Source organism: Embleya sp. NPDC001921 (assembly GCF_053594475.1).
Window position 1 is genome coordinate 26,807 of the sequence record NZ_JBSFEO010000008.1, and the last position, 19,351, is coordinate 46,157.

14 protein-coding genes are annotated in these 19,351 nt (G+C 71.7%); all 14 read right to left on the minus strand.

Going from position 1 to position 19,351, the window contains the following annotated elements:
* Positions 1–17 precede the first annotated feature (17 nt).
* The 14 genes from ACWCPW_RS11620 to ACWCPW_RS11685 are packed head-to-tail and all read right to left on the minus strand — an operon-like array spanning position 18 to position 19,038.
* A complete protein-coding gene (locus ACWCPW_RS11620) occupies positions 18–1,178 on the minus strand; it encodes a saccharopine dehydrogenase C-terminal domain-containing protein (protein ID WP_449761363.1) in 1,161 nt (386 codons plus the stop codon).
* Positions 1,171–2,256: a saccharopine dehydrogenase gene (locus ACWCPW_RS11625; RefSeq protein ID WP_449761364.1), complete on the minus strand. Its 1,086-nt coding sequence runs from the start codon at positions 2,254–2,256 to the stop codon at positions 1,171–1,173. Before ACWCPW_RS11625 ends, ACWCPW_RS11620 begins: the two co-directional genes overlap by 8 nt.
* 49 nt (positions 2,257–2,305) lie before the next feature.
* The gene (locus ACWCPW_RS11630; protein ID WP_449761365.1) at positions 2,306–4,573 is read right to left on the minus strand and encodes an iron-containing redox enzyme family protein; all 2,268 of its coding nucleotides are present in this window, start codon (positions 4,571–4,573) and stop codon (positions 2,306–2,308) included.
* Between the two features lie 32 nt (positions 4,574–4,605).
* Positions 4,606–5,523 (minus strand): 3-oxoacyl-ACP synthase, encoded by a 918-nt coding sequence (locus ACWCPW_RS11635; RefSeq protein WP_449761366.1) that lies wholly within the window; start codon positions 5,521–5,523, stop codon positions 4,606–4,608.
* Positions 5,520–6,383 carry an isocitrate lyase/PEP mutase family protein gene (locus tag ACWCPW_RS11640; protein ID WP_449761367.1) on the minus strand — a complete coding sequence of 288 codons (864 nt, stop codon included), beginning with the start codon at positions 6,381–6,383 and terminating at the stop codon, positions 5,520–5,522. The genes ACWCPW_RS11635 and ACWCPW_RS11640 overlap by 4 nt, the downstream gene beginning before the upstream one ends.
* A 50-nt stretch (positions 6,384–6,433) precedes the next feature.
* Entirely contained in the window at positions 6,434–7,228 is a 795-nt protein-coding gene (locus tag ACWCPW_RS11645) for a thioesterase II family protein (protein ID WP_449761368.1), read from the minus strand.
* Positions 7,225–8,319 carry a C45 family autoproteolytic acyltransferase/hydolase gene (locus ACWCPW_RS11650; protein WP_449761369.1) on the minus strand — a complete coding sequence of 365 codons (1,095 nt, stop codon included), beginning with the start codon at positions 8,317–8,319 and terminating at the stop codon, positions 7,225–7,227. Before ACWCPW_RS11650 ends, ACWCPW_RS11645 begins: the two co-directional genes overlap by 4 nt.
* Positions 8,316–8,930 (minus strand): GNAT family N-acetyltransferase, encoded by a 615-nt coding sequence (locus tag ACWCPW_RS11655; protein ID WP_449761370.1) that lies wholly within the window; start codon positions 8,928–8,930, stop codon positions 8,316–8,318. Before ACWCPW_RS11655 ends, ACWCPW_RS11650 begins: the two co-directional genes overlap by 4 nt.
* Position 8,931: 1 nt before the next feature.
* Positions 8,932–9,195 carry an acyl carrier protein gene (locus ACWCPW_RS11660; protein WP_449761371.1) on the minus strand — a complete coding sequence of 88 codons (264 nt, stop codon included), beginning with the start codon at positions 9,193–9,195 and terminating at the stop codon, positions 8,932–8,934.
* A complete protein-coding gene (locus ACWCPW_RS11665) occupies positions 9,179–10,729 on the minus strand; it encodes an AMP-binding protein (protein ID WP_449761372.1) in 1,551 nt (516 codons plus the stop codon). Before ACWCPW_RS11665 ends, ACWCPW_RS11660 begins: the two co-directional genes overlap by 17 nt.
* Positions 10,726–14,118, minus strand: a complete 3,393-nt coding sequence (locus tag ACWCPW_RS11670) for an amino acid adenylation domain-containing protein (RefSeq protein ID WP_449761373.1) — start codon at positions 14,116–14,118, stop codon at positions 10,726–10,728. The genes ACWCPW_RS11665 and ACWCPW_RS11670 overlap by 4 nt, the downstream gene beginning before the upstream one ends.
* Positions 14,115–16,508, minus strand: a complete 2,394-nt coding sequence (locus tag ACWCPW_RS11675; protein ID WP_449761374.1) for a class I tRNA ligase family protein — start codon at positions 16,506–16,508, stop codon at positions 14,115–14,117. The genes ACWCPW_RS11670 and ACWCPW_RS11675 overlap by 4 nt, the downstream gene beginning before the upstream one ends.
* Complete coding sequence (locus ACWCPW_RS11680; protein ID WP_449761375.1) at positions 16,505–17,689, minus strand: NAD(P)/FAD-dependent oxidoreductase; 1,185 nt, start codon at positions 17,687–17,689, stop codon at positions 16,505–16,507. The genes ACWCPW_RS11675 and ACWCPW_RS11680 overlap by 4 nt, the downstream gene beginning before the upstream one ends.
* Positions 17,686–19,038: a lysine N(6)-hydroxylase/L-ornithine N(5)-oxygenase family protein gene (locus ACWCPW_RS11685; protein WP_449761376.1), complete on the minus strand. Its 1,353-nt coding sequence runs from the start codon at positions 19,036–19,038 to the stop codon at positions 17,686–17,688. Before ACWCPW_RS11685 ends, ACWCPW_RS11680 begins: the two co-directional genes overlap by 4 nt.
* Positions 19,039–19,351 lie beyond the last annotated feature (313 nt).

Consider the following 19,351-nt stretch of genomic DNA (forward strand, 5'->3'; position numbering starts at 1 on the left):
GTGGGACGAGCCGGTGCTCAGCCCGTCCGGCGTTGTTCGTCGAAGCGCCAGTCGACGCCGTTCGCGCTCAGGAAGGCCAGCCACCGCCGGGCGTCCTCGGCACCCTGGGCGGCCTGGCGCAGGCCGGCGGGCGCCGTCCCGTCGAGGATCTCGGTGATCCCGTACGCCAGCGGCAGGGACACACACCGCGCCATCGCGCTCTCCTCGGCGTCGCCGACCGTGTCCAGGACGTATTCGCCGCGCCAGGAAGCGCCGTTCGCGCCGCGGATGTCGAGCGCGACGGCGAGCACGACCCGGTCGCGGTCGGCGTCGGTGGTCGGATGGCGGGCGGCGAGTTCGTCGGCGAGGGCGGCGATGCGGTCGCCGTCGCCGGTGCGCACCGTGGCGAAGACGTCCTCCCAGGCCCGCAGCCAGCCCTCCAGGCGCAGCGTGCCGCGCACGAACACGCGCGCCTGCCAGGCGGGCGGGAAGGCGTACTGGGCGAGGTAGGGGACGCTGTCGCGGTTGGGATAGGCCTCGAACGTCTCGCCGTCGAGCACGTGCGGACGGGTCGCCGTCCACGGCAGGTCGACCACCCGCTCGACGCCCTCGTCGAGGTAGCGGGCCGGTGCGCGCAGCGCGCTCAGCACCCCGCGTGGTGCCCAACTGAAGCGGTAGCGGAACTCGTTGGGCTCGGCGGGGACTCCGCCGCAGTACGAGGTGAACTCGACCGTGGCCGGGCCGTCGCCGACGACCTCGCGGCCCCTGGCCACCAGCAGGTCGGCGAACAGGTGGTCGATGCCCGGGTCGAGGCCGGCCTCGGTCAGCACGACCAGGCCGGCCTTCGCCGCGGCCGGTGCCTCGGCCAGGATGCCCTCGGAGACGTAACTGCTGCACGCGAAGTGGGCGTTGCGCTCGACGCACAGCCGCACCAGCGCGGGGTGCTCGCTCGCGGGCAACATCGACACCACGATGTCGCCAATGCGCAACTCCTCGGCGAGCCGGCCGAGATCGTACGTGCGGGCGCCGGCGCGGTCGGTCAGGCCCAGCCGGGCCAGGCAGCGCTCGGCCTTGGCGTCGGTGCGGCCCCACACCAGCAGCCGCCGGGCCCGGTCGGCCACCACGCGCAAGCCGCCGCCGGTGGACAGGCCGGTGCCGATCCAGTGCACGGTTCCGTCGGCGGGTATCGCGTCAGACATGGATGTTCTCCGTTTCCAGGCCGTTCGCTTCGCATGCCTCGCGGAAGACCCGCAGACAGCGCTGCCAGGGTTGGCCGGGTTCTCCCAGGGTCAGCAGATGGGGTGTCAGTTCGGCGGAGAAGGCGACACTGGCCTCGTGAGGCAGCAGCGACGGCAGGTTGTCGATGGCGATCACGCCCAGCGGGTCGCCGACGTCGCGCAGCGGGCGGACCGGCTCGCGCCAATCGGTGGTGTCGTGGTAGATCGGCAACACGTTGTCGCGCGAGGCGACATCGCACGTGACGTCCGCGATCAGGGACAGTCGCCGAGGCCCGGACCGCAGCGAATCGACGGTCACGAACGGCGGGGTCGGCGCGGTCACCAGCACGGCGTTGACGAGAATGTCGTGATCCAGCAGGGCCGCGCGGTCCAGCGATCGGGTCTCGGCGACGTCCCAGCAGGTCGGTTCGATCCCGGCGACCGCCAGCGCGTCCCGCGCGCCGCGCCCGCACCGGCCCAGCGCCCCGACGACCAGCACGCTCGGCCGCGCGTCGCCGGACGCCTCGCGCAACATCCGGTCCAGGGCCTCCTTCGCCAGCGGTCGCAGCGGCAGGTCCAGCCGTCCCCGATGCCGGAGCACCGCGAGCGCGGCGCCCATGTACCCGGCCCAATACCCGAACGCGGCCAGCCGCCGCCCGTCCGCGTCGGTGAGGTACTCCATGTCCAGCAGCGCGCCGCCACCCGCCGCGAAGCGCCGCAGCAGCGCCGCGGCGTCGCGCTGGCCCTTGTACGCATGGCCGAAGTACACGTGTCGGTGCGCCAACGCAGAGGGCCCGTCGGGCAGTTCCTTGAGGCCGACGACGAACTCCGCGGCCGGGGCGTCGAGCCAGGTACCGGCCTCGGCGACCACGCAACCGGCGTCGAGATAGTCCGAGATGGGGAACGCGCGCTGCGGCGAGTGCTCGACGGTGAGCGTGATGCCGTGCGCGACCAGCCGCGCGGCGTCGGCCGGCACGATCGGTGCCCGCCGCTCGCTCTCGCGCGTCTCGTGTCGCATCGTGATCCCGACGTCGGTCGTGCGCGGGTGGGGGTCGGCCATGTGGTGTCCTCCGGTTGCCGGTTCGTGGTCTCGCGGGGTCGGGGCCGACTCAGATGACCAGGTCGGCCAGGTCGTCGACCTCGCCGGGGGACGGGGTGTCCGGGCCGGCGGGCGGGTCGCCGGCGGATATGCGCTTGAGCATCGGCTGTTCGAGGAAGTACGCGAAGGAGGCGTACCCGCGCCACACGCGGCGCCACTGTTCGGCCACCGCCGCCTCGCCCACGGTGCGCCGCACCCGGTCGAGGTAGCCGACGATGATGTCGGCGGCCTGCCTGGCGTGCCCGGCGGAGAAGTTGTCGATGGTCAGGTGCGCCTGCTCGTAGCAGTCGTCGATGCCGTGGTGGCGCAACTTCTGCAACTCGTGCAGCCGCATCTCGCCGGAGCCGAACATCTCGATCGCCAGGTTGTAGCCCAGGATCTCGTTGTGGAACCGGTCGGGGAACAGGCACATGCACAACTGCTGGATCGCGAACCCGTAGAGGTCGTCCGGGAGTTCGTCCTGCTCGATGAATGCCTCGTCGCGGATGTGCGGAAGCCGGATACCCGCGCTGGCCAACACCCGGTGGGTCAGCGTGATGTGGTTCTTGCGCAGGTCGCCGTTGCCCATCTCGTCGGCGTAGATGGCGAACAACATCGCGTCGGTCTCGCGCTCGTCGTGCCCGAGATTGCCGAGGCGGTGCAGCCAGGCGCCGTCGATGAGGTAGGTGAGGTAGTAGGTGGACTGCCGGAAGAGCACCTCGTCGCGGTCCGGGATCTCGCGCAGCGGCTCGTACGGGTCGACCAGCTTCTCCCAGTAGACCCGCTCGGCCCGCTCGTAGAGCGCCTGCGGGCTGTAGTCGAACCAGGTCGCGTCGGTGTACCTGCCGCCGGCGCCGTGCACGAACAGGATCTCCGCGTCCCGGAAGCAGCGCTCGGCCCGCTCGGCGGCGATCGGCAGGGTGTTGGGGAAGTTCTCGATGTTGACCAGGCGGTGGAACAACTCGCGGTGGTCGCGCGGTTCGGCCTCGGCGATCACGACGTCGGCGGGCGCGCTGCGGGCGATCGCGGCCCGCCTGCGCTCGGCCGCCTCGTCACCGGCGGTCTCGGGCGAGATCTCGATGGCGGGCCGCTCGCCGGCCTGGACGCTCGCCGCCCAGGCCCGCAACGTCGCCGCCTCGTGCTCGTCGAAGATCCCGAACATCGGCCCGCCGAAGCGCATCGCGTCCAGGAGCCGGCAGTCGCCGTTGCCGGGCCCGCGCAGCCGGCCGGACTCGCGCAGGTCGGCCAGGAAGCCGGCGAGGTCGATCCGGGCCGCGCCGAAGACGTCCGTCAGCGCCTTGCCGCCGATCCGCACGTCGCCGTGCTGGCGGCCGGCGAGCGGGGCGTGGCGCGCGATGATCCCGGCGACCTTCGACTCCAGGGTGAGGCTCTCGCGCCAGGCACCGAGTTCGGCGAGCATCGCGACGTGCTCCCGCTCCAGGTCCAGGGTCAGTCGCACGGCCGTGTACAACCTGCGCCGCGCGGCCGGACCGGCCAGCGCCAGGTGCTCGGCCAGCACCTCGCGCAGGTCCGGCTCGGGCAGCAGCGGCGCGGTGTCGGCGAGCAGGTCGTCCACGCCGAGCGCGTGGCAGGCGTAGTGCACGCCCGAGACCTCGGGCAGGAAGGTGGCGGGCAGCCGGGACAGGGCCAGGTGGAAGCTGCCGTGCAGGGCGGTGAGCGGGCGGGCCCGGGCCTTGTCCAGGAAGTCGGCGGCGGCGATCTCCGGCAGGAATACGCCCGCGCTCTCCAGCGCGCGCCGGCGCAACCGGGCCTGGCCGCGCTCGGCGTTGCCGCCGCCGCGCAGCGCCAGGTGGTGGGCGAAGAGCCGGTTGACGACGACGGAGGGCTGGGTCGCGGGCTGGGAGATGGTGTCCAACCGGCAGCCGGCCGACAGGGCCAGCGGCGCGCGCTCGCGCAGGGCGTTCGCGCGCGCCTGCGGGCCCGATCGGGTCAGGGCCGCCAGGACCGCGGCCGACTCGTCCCGGACGGCCCGCACTTCGGCGGCGATCGTGTCGGCGTCGACGTCGGCGTGGGCTGTCGGGTCCGGGGCCCGGTCCTGTGCCGCGGGCAGGAAGGCGTCGATCACCCGCCGGGCGACCAGGAGCGTCGACTCCGACTCCTGGTCGCGCAGCAGGAGCCGGAACAACTCGTTCGGCTCCGCGAGCGTGGCCGCCCGGGCCTCCTCCCAGCCGGCGCGACTGAACGCGAAGGGCCGGTGCGGCAGCGCGTCGATGGTGTCGGGAAGGACGAAGGGCACGAAGCCACGGTCGCGGCCCGGCGTACGCGGGGCGGTGGTCATCTTGGGCCTCCTTCTCGGGGTGTCGTCCACGGTCATCCGGCGGCCCTGCGCAGCAGCACTCCGATCCGTTGACCGGGAACGCCGGCGGCCAGCAGGTAGTGCCGGCCCGGTTCGACGTGCCCCGCCTCGGCCCGGTCGACCAGGTTGATCAGCGGATCGGCGGCGAAGCAGTGGCCCACCCGGGTGATGTTGTCCAGATGGAGCTGGGCCGGGGTGAAACCGGCCTGCCGTTCCTTCATCACGATCACGGGTTTGAAGATGTTCGCGTGCAGCAGGCCCGCGATGTCGCCCGGCTTCATCCCCAGGGGGGTGAGCAGGCGCTCGTTCACCGTGCGGGCCAGGTCCGCGCTGATCTCGTTGGTGTGCGCCAGCCCGACCGGGTCCTGGGCGCTCGCGCAGGCGAGGATCTCGTAGCCGCCCCGGACCTCACCCTCGGCCGCCACCAGGCAACTCGCCGCCCCGTCGCTGAAGAGCGCGTAGCTCGCCATCCGGTCGTCCTCGTGCGCGGCGCTGTCGGTGGTGACCACCAGCACCCGCCGGTGGCGGCCGGCGCGGACGAACGCGGTCGCGGTGTCGATCGCGGCCAGCAGGTTCACGCAGCGGTTCATGTTCTGTCCGTAGAAGGGGACGTCGTCCAGGCCCGACTCGGCCAGGAAGGTCTCCATGAACGCGCCGTGACCCGCCGAGGGACCGGGCACCCGGGTGGAACACAGTACGACCGCGTCGGCGCCGCTCGCCGTGGCCCGCAGGGTCGCGGCGGCGCTCTGCGCCGCCATCGCCTCCAGGCTTCGCTCGGTCCGGCGCACGGACCCCCAGCCCCACAGGCCGGGCGTCGGCGCCATCTTGAACTCGGCGGCGCGCGCGGCCAGGTTGGCGATGCTCGTGTGCGGGACCTCGAACTCGCCCAGGACGTACCGCGGCCCGTGCAGGTGGGCGGACGGGCCGGTCACGAGTCCTCCTCCGGTTCGGCGGCCGGCTCGGACATCAGCGCGTTCACCTCGGCGTAGGGCACGGCCTGCCCGACGAAGGCGAACGTCCCGTGCTCGCGCACCTCGCGCGCCGCGCGCAGGAAGCCGCCCAGCGCGGCCCGGGCGAACGCCGAACCCAGGCTGATCCGCCGGGCGCCGCACTCGCGCAACTCCCCGACCGACAAGGCCGGGCCGACCCCCGCGAGCACGTTGACCGGCCGATCGAGCACCGCGCACACGGTGCGGATCGCCTCGACGTCCGGCAGACACGGCGCGTACAACACGTCGGCGCCCGCCGCCTCGTAGGCCTGGAGCCGCACGATGGTGTCCTTGAGATCACCCCGGCCGTACAGGAAGTTCTCCGCCCGCGCGGTCAGCGTGAACGGGAACGGCAGTGCCCGGGCCGCCTCGACGGCCGCCGCCACCCGCTCCACTGCCGTCTCGATCGGCAGGATCGGGTCGTCCGGGTCGCCGGTGGCGTCCTCGATGGAGGCGCCCACCAGGCCCGCGTCGGCGGCCAGCCGGATAGTGTGGGCGATCTCCTCGCCGGACGCGCCGTAGCAGCTCTCCAGGTCGGCGCTGACCGGCAGCGGCGTCGCGGCCACGATCGCGCGCGCGTTGTCCAGCGCCTGTTCGCGATCCAAGAGGTTCACGCCGTCGGAGTGGCCCAGCGCGAAGGCCAGGCCCGCGCTGGTGGTCGCCAGCGCGGTGAAGCCGAGCCCGGTGAGCAGGCGGGCGCTGCCCGCGTCCCACGCGTTCGCCACCACGAACGCCTGATCGCTCTCGTGCGCCTCCTTGAAGGCGAGGCCCCTTCGGTACCGGTCTGCCGGGTCGAGCAGCATTGCCGTTCCTTCCGATGTGCTTGCGATGCGTTCGGGGTGCACCGGCCGGGTCAGATGACTTCGATGTGCTGGTCGGCCCGAACGGCGGTCAGCAGCAGGTCGATCACCGCCGAGGGGCCCTTGTCGCGGAAGTGGAAGTGGCCGCCGTCGACCCAGTGGCACTCGGGCGGGCTCACGCACTCCCGGTCCCACAACGCCAGCTTGTCGGGGGACAGGTAGGGGTCGTCGCGGCCGGCGACGAGCGTGACGCCCACCGCCAGCGGGGCGGCCGGGGTGTACTCGTATCCGGCGGCCATCCGGAAGTCGGCGATCACGCCGGGCAGCAGCAGGTCCAGCACCTCCTCCTGGGCCATCACCTCCGGGGGCAGACCCTCGAAGAACTGGAGCGCCTCGGCGAACTCCCGGCCTTCCAGGGCCGCGAGATGGCGAACGCGCTGCGAGGGCGCCAACGAGGGGGCCGACACCCCGGAGACGAACAACCGCCGTAGCGTGGGCAGATCGCGCAGCCGACGGGCGGTCTCGAACGCGACGAGGCTGCCCAGGCTGTGCCCGAACAGGTACACCGGCCGGGTGCCGTCGGCGCCCGACTCCTTGGCCCGGGCCCGGATCGCCGAGGCCGCGCCGTGCGCGAACTCCGCCAGCGTGGGTCGTGCCTCGCGGGCCCGGTGCGCGCGGCCGGGCGGGCACACCGCGACCAGTTCGGCCTCGTCGCCCAGCTCCTCCTGCCAGGACAGGAACGAACGCGAGTCGCCGCCGGCGTGCGCGAAGCAGTACACGCGCGGGGTGTGTGCGGCGGCGCCGTCACGCGTGACGAACCAGCCGTCGCCGGTCACGGACACACTCACGAGATCACCTCCGTCGGTGCGGCGCCGTGGGCCACGGGAGCGCGCAGCGAGAACGAGTGGGTGCGATGCAGTGCCGGATCGCCCGGCCGCACGTGCAGTTCGCCCAGGTCCGGCCGCAACACCACGGCCGCCACCGTGTGCTCACGGCGCACGTCGCCGTTGCCCTCGACCCGGATCGGCGCCCGCGACAGCAGCGCGAAGTGCTCCTCGACGCCCGCGTCGGGCGCCAGCTCGGTCAGGCCGGCACGGCAGGCGTCCAGCCGCTGCCGGGAGAAGTTGCGGGCGAAGACGTTGAGTTCGTCGTGTGCGACGAAGTCCGGGTGCAGGAAGTGGTTGGTGTGCGTGCTGGTCGAGGACTCGCTCACCCGCAGGTCGCCGCCGAGGATCTCCACCCACGCCGTCTTGCGGGTGTCGCACAGGACCAGGTTGCGCGAGCTCGCCAGTCTGAGGGTGCGCAGGATCCGTACCGCGTCGTCGACGTCGCGGGCGCTGTCCAGCAGGTGGCGGATGGCCAGGTAGGGCGGCAGGCCCGGTCGCCACCGGCCGCCGAGCACGAGGTTGAGCCCGACCGCCAGCCCGTCGCTGTTGACCCCGAGGTAGCCCAGGAGCCCACCGAAGCCGAGCACCAGGACCCGGCGGGGCGAGCCGGTCCGCGCGATGTCCAGGACGCAGATCTGGTCGTCCAGGTCGCCGTTGAGGTCCACGGTCTGCGCCAGCACCGGGCCGGCCGCGCCGCCGACGGCGTACGTCGTACAGTCACCCATGGTCGGTATGCGCTGGTACCCCATGATCTCGCGCCGGATCTGCAGCAGCAGCGCCTCGTCGGCACCGAGCCCCGCGCCCTCGGCCAGCCCGCGCAACTCCTGGGCCAGCAACGGCGTCTGGGCCTCGATCTCGACCCGGTACGCGTCCAGTGTCGGCCTCAGCGTCGCCCACGACACCGGGGCCGGCATGATCCGGTTCAGCCGGGCCAGCCCGTCGTCGAGGAAGGCGCGCAGGCTCTCGGCGCGCTCGACGCCGTGCCGGCGGCCGCATTCGAAGGCGTCGCCCCGAGCCCGTACCACCGGCACCCGCGGGCCGGCCCCGCTCATGCCTTCCCCGTCGGTCGCGTCACCTTGGGCCCGGCGAGCAACTGCGCGCGCACCGACGGCCATTCCGCGCGCAGCACGCTGTAGTAGATCGCGTCGCGGCGCCTGCCGCCGGGCATCGGATTGAAGCTGCGCAGCACGCCCTCCTCGGTGGCTCCGATGTTGCGCAGCCCGGCGCGCGCCTGGAGGTTGAGCACGTCGGTCTTGAACTCCACGCGCTCGGCGTTCAGTTGTTCGAAGGCGTGCTCCAGCATGAGAAACTTCGCCCAGCGGTTGATGCCCTTGCCCCGGAACTCGGCGCCCAGCCACGACCAGCCGATCTCCAGCCGCCCGTCCGGCTCGGCGATGCCGCAGAAGCTCATGCTGCCCGCCGTGCGGTCCACGGACTTGTCGATCACGTTGTAGACGACGCGGCGACCGGCGGCCTGATCGGCCAGGGCCGCGTCGAAGAACGCGTCGAACTCGGCGTCGGTGGCGATCACCAGCACGAAGTAGCGCCAGATCTCGGGGTCCATCGCCTGTTTGCGCACCGCCTCGCGGTCCTCGGGCACGATCGGCCGCAGCAGGACGTGCTCGTTCTCCAGCGTCGTCGACGCGGTCCGCACCCAGGTCATCTCAAGCCACCTTTCCGGCGTGGCGCGACAGCGCCTCGGTCACATCGCGCAGCGTGCTCATGGCCGCCACGTCGGGTTCGGTGAAGCAGGCCAGGTCCACCCCGGCATCGTCGCAGGCGGACATCAGGAACAGGACCTTGTTCAGCGAGGTCAACCCGTACGTGCCGACCATGTCCTGATCCGGGTCGATGTCCTGGGGCGCGACGCCGGATTCCAACACCTGGGCCAGGTTCCTCCTGGCCACCGTCTCAATCTCGCACTGCATGGATGCTTCCCTGGGGGTCGTGGATCCGGGAACGGTAGGCGTCGAGGATGCGCCCGCGCCTGGCCTTGAGCTGAGAGGTGAGCAGCCCGTTCTCGACACTGAACCGAGGACTGGCCACCACCACCGCGCGGATCTGCTCGTCCTGGCCGAACGCGGCGTTGGTGCGCGCCAGTTGCTCGGCGATGGCGCGCTCCTCGGCGGGCCCGACCGGCTCCGCGGCGGGCGAGACCACCGCGACCAGACGGGTCTGCGTGGGGCAGAACACCACACACTCCTCGATCACGGGGCTGGACTTCATGTGCTCCTCCAGCGGCCGGACGACGATCTTGCGGCCGTTGTCCAGCACGATCACGTCGTCGGCGCGACCGTGCACGAACAGGAACCCGTCCTCGTCGAGGTGGCCGATGTCGTTGGTGCGCACCGTCCCGTCCGCGGCGAACACCCGCTCGGACACTCCGGGCGGCGCCTGTTCGTAGCCCGTGCACACCGGATGCTCGGCGCGCACGTGGATCACCCCTTCGGCGTCCAACAACACCCGTTTGCCCGGCAGTACGCGTCCCACGCTGCCCCGCCGGTGCGCGCCCGGGTGGTTCTTGGTGACGATGCACGTCTCGTTGAGCCCGTAGCCCTCGAAGATCGGCAACCCGGCGTCCTCGAAGAAGGCCAGCGTGCCGGTCGAGGCCGGTGCCGAACCGGTCCACAGATAACGGATGCGGTCGCCGAACAACTGCCGCGCGGCGCCGCGCCGCGCGGTCGCCTCGTCGGCGCCGACGCCGGCACCACCCATTCGGGCCTCGATGTGCTTCCTGGCCGTCTCGAAGAAGCCCGGCACGCCCATCACCACCGTCGGCCGGATCCGGCGCAACGCCGGGAACGCCGCCTCGTACGTGCAGATAGTCACGTCGTGGCCCCAACGCAGCGCGGAATACGTCCAGTAGCGCTGCTGGAGCACCGACAGCGGCAGGAACACGAGCAGGTTGTCCGCACCACCGTGCGCGAACATCTCCTGGACCGCGCGCAGATCGTCGTCGATGCTGCCGACGGACGCGGTGAGCGTCTTGGGCTCGCCGGTACTGCCCGAGGTGAGCTTCAGCGACAACACGTCCTCGGGCGTGTGGACGATCGGCTCCGGGACGCGGCCGTCGTCCGGTGTGCTCGCCGCCGCGTCGACCTCCGCGAGAGCCCTGCTGCCCGGGGCCCGCGGCGGGCCGTCGGTGAACAGCACGCCCAGGCGGTAGCGCTCGCGCAGACCGGTGTCCGTGTCGAACTTGGCCGGATCGAAGCCCACCGTCACCGCGCCCAGGCGGATCGCCGCGAGATCCAGCAGCACCCACTCGAGACAGTTCGCGGCCAGGATGCCGACCCGGTCGCCCCGATCGATGCCCAGGTCGCGCAACCACAGGGCGAGGCGCCCGGCGCGCGCGTGCAATTCGGTCAGCTCCATCGTCCGGATCCCGCCGAGCCGGAAGAAGGAGATGTGCGGGCCGGGGGCGGGGGCTCGGGAGACGATGTGGTTGATCACCGAGTCGCTCATGTCGCGCTCGCCCCCGCCCCGTCGCGCTCGGCCAGGCCGCGCTCGATGTGCGCGGCCATCGTGCGCACCGTGTCCACCTCCGGAAGCCGGTCCAGCGTGATCGTCAGGCCGAACCGCTTGCGCACCCCGGCCAGGACGCGGGCGGCCACCAGCGAGTCGCCGCCCAGGTCGTACAGCGGGCGGGTGACGTCCACGTCCACATCCGCGACGCGCAGCGGCTTGGCCCACAACCCGGCGACCACCAGCTCCAGTTCCGAGTCGGCGGCGGTGGGCGCGGACGCCGACGGCGCGGCGGATTCGGCGGCTTCCGCGAGCCTGGCCCGGTCGACCTTGCCGTTGCGGGTCAGCGGCAGCGCGGCGTGCCAGTACACCGCGGCGGGGATCATGTACTGCGGCAGATGCTCGCGCAGCGCCGCGCGCACCGCCTCCACGTCCGGACGCTCGTCGCCGGCCGGTACGAGATGGGCGACCAGTCGATCGCCTCGCGCGCCGCCCTGTCGGGAGACCACCGCACGCTCCACGGCGGGCAGCGCGACCAGGCGGGTCTCCACCTCGCCGGCCTCGATGCGATAGCCGTTCACCTTGATCTGGAAGTCGCCACGGCCGAGGATGTCGATCTCGCCGTCCGGCAGGTAGCGGCCCAGATCCCCGGTCCGGTACAGGCGTTCGCCCCGCTCCGGGTCGATCACGAAGCGCTCGGCGGTCAACTCCGGGTCGCCCCAGTAGCCACGTGCCAGGCCCACCCCGGCGGCCCAGATCTCGCCGGTGACCCCGTCGGGCACGTCGCACCGGTACTCGTCCAGCACGTACGCCCGGTTGTTCGCGTTCGGCCGGCCGTACGGGATGCTGCGCGAGCCGTCCTCGTCCTCGCCGATCGGGTGCGACACGTTCCAGATCGTGGTCTCCGTGGGCCCGCCCAGCGAGACGATCCGCGGGTTCAACCCGAGCTTGCGCAGGTCCAGCGGCAACGTCGGCGGGATGCGGTCGCCGCTCATCATCACCAGTCGCAGCGTGCCCAGCGCGTCGGTGCCCTCGGCCGCCTGGTCGCGCAGCAGCGACACGATCGCCGGAACCGAGTTCCACACGCTCACGCCCCGCTCGCCGCACAACCGCAACCAGTGCGCGGGATCGGCCGCCCTGTCCGCGTCCGGCAACACCACGGCCGCACCCGAACACAGGGCGCCGAAGACGTCGTAGACGGACAGGTCGAAGTTGAAGGCGCTGATCCCGAAGAACCGGTCCGCCGGCCCGACGGCGAACCGCGCGTTGCAGTCGGCGACCACGTTGGCCACGCTCTTGCGGCTGACCATCACGCCCTTGGGCTCGCCGGTGGTCCCCGACGTGTACAGCACGTACGCCAGGTGGTCGTCGTCGTTCGCGCCGGGCACCGGACGCGGATCGGGCACCGGGACGGGCGGCAACGGGCGGTTCGCGTCGAGCACCAGGACCTCGTGCCCGGTGTCGTCGCCGACGGCGGCCTCGGCGTCGTTGGTCAGGACCACCCGCGCCCGGCCGTTGCCCAGCATGTACGCGCGCCTGGCCCGCGGGAGGGCCGCGTCGACGGGCAGGTACGCGGCCCCGGCGAGCAGCGCGGCGAGGATGCCGACGATCTGCTCGGGCCCGCGGCGCATCACCAGCCCGACCAACTCGTCCGGGCCCACATCCCGGGCGCGCAACCACGCGGCGGCGTGCGCGGCGTGCCCGTACACGTGCGCGTAGCTGTACGACGCGGCGCCGGTCAGCACCGCGGGCGCGTTCGGCGCGCGCTCCACGTGCGCCAGGAACGCGTCCGTGAGCATCCCGGGCGAAGGCAGCGTCACGGTGGTCGTGTTGGCCGCCCGGCGGCGCTCGCGCTGCGCCTCGGGCAGCAGGTCGAACGTGGTCGCCGACCATGCCTCCTCGGCCAGGAGGGCCTCCATCAGGCGCTGGTAGCCGGACACCAGGTCCGCGACCAGACCGTCCGGGAACAGCCCGTCCACGCTGTCGAATTGCACCACCACACCGCCGTGTTGCTCGAACGTGGACACGTCCAGCCACACCTGCGGTGTCTGGCTGGAGGTGAACACCTCCGCGCCGAACGCCTCCAGGGCCGAGCCGTCGACGTCGGCGTACGCGTAGCCCAGCGCGCTGTTGAAGGTGTACGGCATCGGCCCGCGCGCCGCACCGTCGCCGCGCCGACCCGCCTCGCGCAGCACCTCGATGCCGGTGAAGTGCCGGTTGTCCAACCCCCGGCGCAGCCCGGCCTGGAGCGCGCGCGCCCGCTCCACGAAGGGAATTCGCCGATCCACCTCGATCTCGACGAGCATCGTCTCGCAGAAGTTGCCGACGGCCTCGAACATGCGCGGGTGGATCGGCGGACGGTTCGCCACCGTGGTGTTGATCGTGAAGCGCGAACCGGCGCCCCACGCCGCGAGGGTGTCCGCGTAGATCGCGAACAGCAGTGCGGAGGGGGTGAGTCCGGCCGTCGCCGCCCGGGCCTTGAGCGCGATCCACTGCGGCTCGGTCAGCCGCGCGAAGTGCGCCGAGAAGCGCGGTGCCACGATCGAGGAGGGACTCGTACGCAGCGGCAGGTCCGGAGCGGGCGCGAGATCCTCGAGCCGGTCCAGCCAGTACTTGCGCGCGCGCTTCGCCGGGGCACGGGTGCGCGCGGCCTCCACCGCGGCCACGTACGCCTCGAAGGACGCCTCCTCCGGCGGATCCGCGTGCTCGGCGCCCGCCTCCCGGGTCGTTTCCCCGGCCGACTCGCCCGTCGCGTTCCCCAGCGCGTCGTAGGCGCGGCGCCAGTCGCGGAAGAACAGGAACATGCTGATGGCGTCCATGACCAGACCGTCGTGGTCGACGTGCAGCACCATCCGGTCGTTCGCCAGCACGGTGACGTCGACCACCAGCAGCGGCGCGCGATCGGCGGGCAGGATGCGATGCGAGCGCGACTCGCGCTCGGCGAGCAGATGTTCGTGCTGCGCCGGCTCGGACGCGCCGCGCAGGTCCAGGCGCGCCACGCGCACGTCGACGTCCTGCTCCCGGACCTGTCGACCGTCGGGCGTGAAGCGGGTGCGTAACGCGCCGTGGCGCGCCACCACCGCCCGCAGCGCCGCCTCCAGGCGGTCGATGTCCCAGACGCCCGCGATCTCGTGGTAGACGTGGCTGGCCACGTTGCCCATCTCGACGTGCTCGCCCCGCCCGACCAGATAGCTGCGTTGCAGGTCGGTCATCGCGAAGCCGTCCGGCGCGTCCAGATGGGCGACGAGTTCCGCCTTGTGCTCCTTGATCAGGCGCAGCAGATCGGGATCCATGCGCTCCCTGGGGCCTTGCAGGCGCAGGTCGGCCCCGGCGGCCGTGATGGTCAGACCCCTGGCCTCGATCTCGCGGAGAACCCGGATGTGACTCACGCCCGCACCTCCGCGTGTGCGGCTACGTCGTCCGGGTCCAGGCCCTCGGCGATCAGCGCGCTCAGTTCGGCGACGGTGCGGGCACCGAGCAGCTCCTCGATGGGCACGTCGGCGTCGACCTGCTCGGTGAGCTGGTACTGCAGGGCAATGGCCTGCAACGATTCCATGCCGAGCTGGACCAGGGACCGGTCCCGCACGGGCTCGTCCGCGGGCAGGCGCAGGAGATCGCGGACCAGGCCGCTGAACCAGGGGAGCAGCGGCGGGGCCGGTTGTTCGGAAGCCGGTTGTTCGGGAGCCGGCCGCTCGGAAGTCGGTTGTTCGGACGCGGGGTTCGAGGACGCGGGGTTCGAGGAAGGGAGGTTCGAGGAAGCGGGGTTCGAGGGCGCCGGGTCGGCTGTCCCCGGGGCGGCGAAGAACACCTGGCCGGCCAGGTCGACGGCGGTTCCGGCGGGCACCAGGTCGACCCCGGTGGGCCACCGGGTCGGCGCGGGTACGCCGAGCGCGGTCGACAGGCGGTTCGCGAACCTCGGCATCACCGGCGCGCCGCACGTGGCCAGCAGTCGGGCGGCCGCCAGTTCGAGGGCGACCACCGTGCGCGCCTCGTCCTTGAAGTCCGCCACGTCCGCGGCCGGGGCCTGGAGACGGGCGAAGGTGGTGACGTCCGTGACGATGCCGTCCAACAGTTCCGCCGCGCGGTTGAGCGAGAAGCCGTCCTGCCCGAGGGCTCCGGTCAGCGCGGATCGGCGCGCCTGAAGGCGGGCCAGGAAGGCCGCGTGCTCGGGCCGCCAGGTGCCGGCGTCGGGCGCCACACCGCCGTACCGCTTCGCGACGCGCTCGCCCAGGTCGTTCAGCCAGGCCTGCCACGTGCCGACCAGCGTGTCGCGGACGAAGCCCTCGTACGCGTCGGGGGAGAAGCTGGTGCGTCGGCCCTCGGGACGGGTCAGCGCCAGGTAGAAGCGGATCGAGTCGACCGTGCGCGGGTTCAGCACGTCCTTGCCCCAGATCGCGTGGCCGCGGCTGGTGGAGAACTTGCTGTCCTCCAGCAGGTAGAACTCGTTGATGTGGTAGTCGATGTCCGGCTGCCATCGCGGATGCGCGACGCGGTACAGCGCCGGGATGAACATCGGGTGGAAGAAGCTGCCGTCCGAACCCAGGAAGTGCACGATCTTCCAGTCGGCCCCGGGGTCGTCCGCGGCCCAGTCGCGGCCCAGGTCGCGGCCGAGTGCCCCGATGCCGTGGAGGATGCTGAAGGCGTAGTCCAGCCACGACCAGATGACCTGGCCCGGTACGTCGGACTCGGTGGGCGCGATGCCCCATTCGGCCGGGTGCGTGACCGGGATGTTCAACCGCTCGCGGCGGGACAGCCGTTCGGCCAGTTCCTTGACCCCCGCCGGGACGCGTCCGAGCCGGTGGTGGTCGGTGACCACCTTCCCGAACTCGTGCACCGGGAAGGTGTAGCGCACCAGCGCACTCTCGCGCGGAGGCGCGTCGCACGCGGCGGAGCGCGGCTCGACCAGGTCGGTGCACACGTTGGGTTCCAGGCACGTCTCGCAGACGTTCCCGCCGCTGTCCGCGTCGCACGTGGGGCAGCGGCCGGTGACCCCCGACTCGTACAGGTATTCGCCGGTGTCGGCGGCGAACAGCGCGGCACCCTCCCTCGGCGCCACGGTCCCCGAGGCGGTCAGCCGGGAGAAGAAGGTGCGCAACGCCGCCGGGTAGGCGTCGTCGCGGCTGGTCGCGGTGTACCGATGGACGTCGATGTCCATCAGCTTCAGCGTGGCCAGGATCTCGGCGCTGTAGTGCGCGGCGGTCTGCGCCGGAGTGCGGCCCTCCCGGCGGGCGGCGGCCACCACGTAGTTCTGGTAGTCGTCGCTGCCGGTGATGTGCCACGCGTCGGCGCCGAGCATGCGCTGGTGCCGGACGAACACGTCGGCGCCGAAGAACGGCCCGGACAGGTGCCCCAGGTGCAGGTCGCCGTTGGGCGTGGGCGCGGAGGAGAAGACGAACACGGGACGCTTGCCGAACCCGCGGTGCCCGGTGTCCTCGGCCGCGTGTACCGCTCGTTCGCCGTCGCGCCAGTAGAAGCTGACGAACAGCAGGTCGGTGTCGCCGGTGTTCTCCACCGAGTGCGTCTCGAACGGCTCGAACTGCACGACGGTGGAGGCGGACACCGGATGGCGCTCGGCGTCCACGGTCAGTTCCCCGGTGCCGGAGACGAACACCCAGGTCTCGGTCTCGTCGTGCTGATGCGGCTCCGAGCGGGTGCCGGAGGCGATGCCGACCCAGGTCGCGCCGACACCCAGCCGCGTCGCGGAGCCCGCCTCGACGGCGGCCACGGCGACGCCGTCGGCGGCGCGGGGGGCGTCGGGGCGGTAGGTGCTGATCTTCACGACAGACTCCTTTGCTTCTCCCACGCGTGCGGAGGAATCGAGGACAGGTCCAGCAGGTCCGCGGCCTCCGCCGCGATCGCCGGGGCGAGCCGATACCCGGAACCGTTGGCGGCGCCGGCGAAGACGACGCGCCCCCCGCCCAGCGCCCGCACCTGCGGTTCGCCGGTGGGGCTGTACGCGTCGCAGAACACCCGGCCCGAGACGCAGCGTTCGGCCAGTTCGGGGGCGTAGCGGCGCAGGCTCGCGCGCGCCTGGTCGACGTCGGCCGCGGACAGCCCGTCCACCAGGTCGTCGGGATCGACGTCCCAGGTCGTGCAGGTGTAGCTGAACAGCCAGTGCCCCGAGGCGTGCAGGGGCAGCAGGAAGGCGTCCTCGTCCTGGAAGACGACGGCCCGGTCGGTGCGGGTCGGGACCCGCTCGATGTGCAGGGCGACGATCTTCTTGACCCGGGCGCCCAGCGGGGCGAGCAACTCCCGCCACGCGGGCTCGGCGAGCCAGGGGCCCGGCGCCAGCACGACCCGATCCGCGGTCAGCGTCTCGCCGGTGCCGAGGGTGAGTTCGACGCCGTTCACGCTCGTGTCGCGGGCCGGGCTCGCGTGGGCGAGGGCGCGGACCGCGTCCACGTGGACGCCCTCGCGCAGGGTCACCCGGGGACGGAGCTCGCGGGCGAGGTCGTGGACCAGGGCGTACACGTCGGCGTATTGGGCGCCTCGACAGTTCCAGATCCGCGCGTGCTCGGGGAGGCGGAGGTCGGCGGGTCCATCCCGCTCGGCCGGACCGCGCTCGGGCGGGGTGCCGGTGGGGTCGGACGGGGCGGGACCGCCGGTCACGGTGTCGATCCGGGTCAACCCGGCGCTGTCGAGGTAGATCTCGCGCACTCGGGCCGCGTTCGCGGGCGAGGCGACCACCGACATCGGTACCGCGTGGATGGGCAGTTCCGGGGTGCGGTGCTTGAGCCGGGCGTAGTAGTCCTGGCTGTACGCCGTCATGCGCCGAACCCGCTCCGTCGCGCCGCGCGGACAGTGCAGTCCCGCCGACCGCCGGCTCGCGCCGGCACCGACGGTGTCCCGGTCCAGGAGTACGACCGATGCCCGCGGCGCGCGTGCGGTGATCTCCCGGGCGACCAGGCACCCGACGATTCCCGCCCCGACGACGGCCACATCGGTGCGTTCCGGGCTCACAGAGCGTCCAGTTCGTCGACGGGCGGCTTGGCGGACCACTCCACGAACGACGGCAGTTGTTCGTCGGAGCCCACGCCCAGAAGCCGGTCGAGGATGCGCCGGCTGCGCCAGGCGGTCAGGCTCAGATTGGGATCCGCCAGTCCGCGCTGCCCGCGCGCCGCGTTCTGCATGAAGATCAGGCGATCGCGGGGGCCGTCCCATTGCACGGCGAAGTCCCGGTCGATGCGGTACTCGTCGCCCTCGCGCTCCAGTCGGCTTTCGATCGGCGCGAGGAAATCCGTCGACGCCGGACGAAATCCGGTGGCCCACACGATGGTGTCCACATCCACGTGCTCGACCACACCCGGTCGGTCGTTGTGGCCCATCTTGATGGTCCACCCGCCGGACTCGTTCCCGCTCACGTCGGTGACGCCACGATTGGGAAGCAGCGCCAGCAGATCCTGCGCCCCGTCGATGAAGCGGTGCTCGTAGCAGCGCTGGTAGATCTCCCGCAGCGTCGATTCCGAGATGCCGTCGCTGCTCAGCACGTTGCGATTGTTGAGCGACTCGCGCACCGCCTTGTCCAGGCCGGAGAAGTACTCCGAGTAGCTCGGCATGTAGTACTCGTTCGTGAACGGCGAGTCGTCGATGGGAAAGTAGTTCCCGCGCCGCGATATCCACGTCACACGCCGGGGTAATTCCTTCGGCGTCCGTGATATCAGGTCCAGGAACGCCTCCGCTCCGGACTGGCCGCCACCGACCACGGCAACCCTCTTGCCGACGAGTCCCGCGCGCGTTCCGTCGATGAAGTCGGAGACGTGGAACTGGGTGTCGCCGAGCTTGTCCCGAGCCTGCTCCGGAACCCAGGGTCTGGTGCCGACACCGACGCAGATGTTCTCCGCGGTCACGGTGCGGCGACTGGTGTGCACGACGAATGAATCATCCGCGTCGTCGAATTCGACGGAGACCACCTTTTCGCCGAACACGATGTTCTCGTTGCGCCGGCTCGCCCACTCCAGATAATTCCTGAATTCCCGACGGGGAACCGCGTCGTACTGGGCGTTGATGAAGTGGTAGATCTTCCCCTGTTCGTGCAGATACGAGAGGAAGGAAAACCCGTTCGTCGGGTCGGAGAGGATGACGAGATCCTTGAGCAGCGACACCTGTAACGACGCGCCGGGTATCTGCTGATTGTCGTGCCAGCCGAACTGCTCCTTCTGGTCGAGAAAGAGATTCGGTGTCTCCGAGCGCCCGTGCAGCAGCGACGCCAGGCTCAGGTTGGCAGGACCGACTCCGATGCCGACACAGCGGTACTGCGCCGACTGAGGTTCGTTTTTACCCGGAATACGGTTTTCGACTGATTTCCCCACGGCTCGACGACACTCCCAGCACTCGCGCAGGACTGGTCATCCGGCGAAATCCCCCTGCGCAACGCGCGTAACTCGCGACACGGCCGGGGAACAGCCCCGGTGCGCCGGGAACCGGCCCACGCGGAGCTTCACGACAGATGCTTCTCGGAGGTTGGCCGCCACGCGCTGCGGAAGTCGAACGGTTGTCCGCGGCGCACGCCGGGCGGCGACAAGTGGTCGGATTTTACGCACACGAGATTCCCTGCCCGCTTATGCTCGATTTCGAGCACGACAGGCAGGTCGCGGAGACCCGGTTCCGGTCCGTCCAATGAGT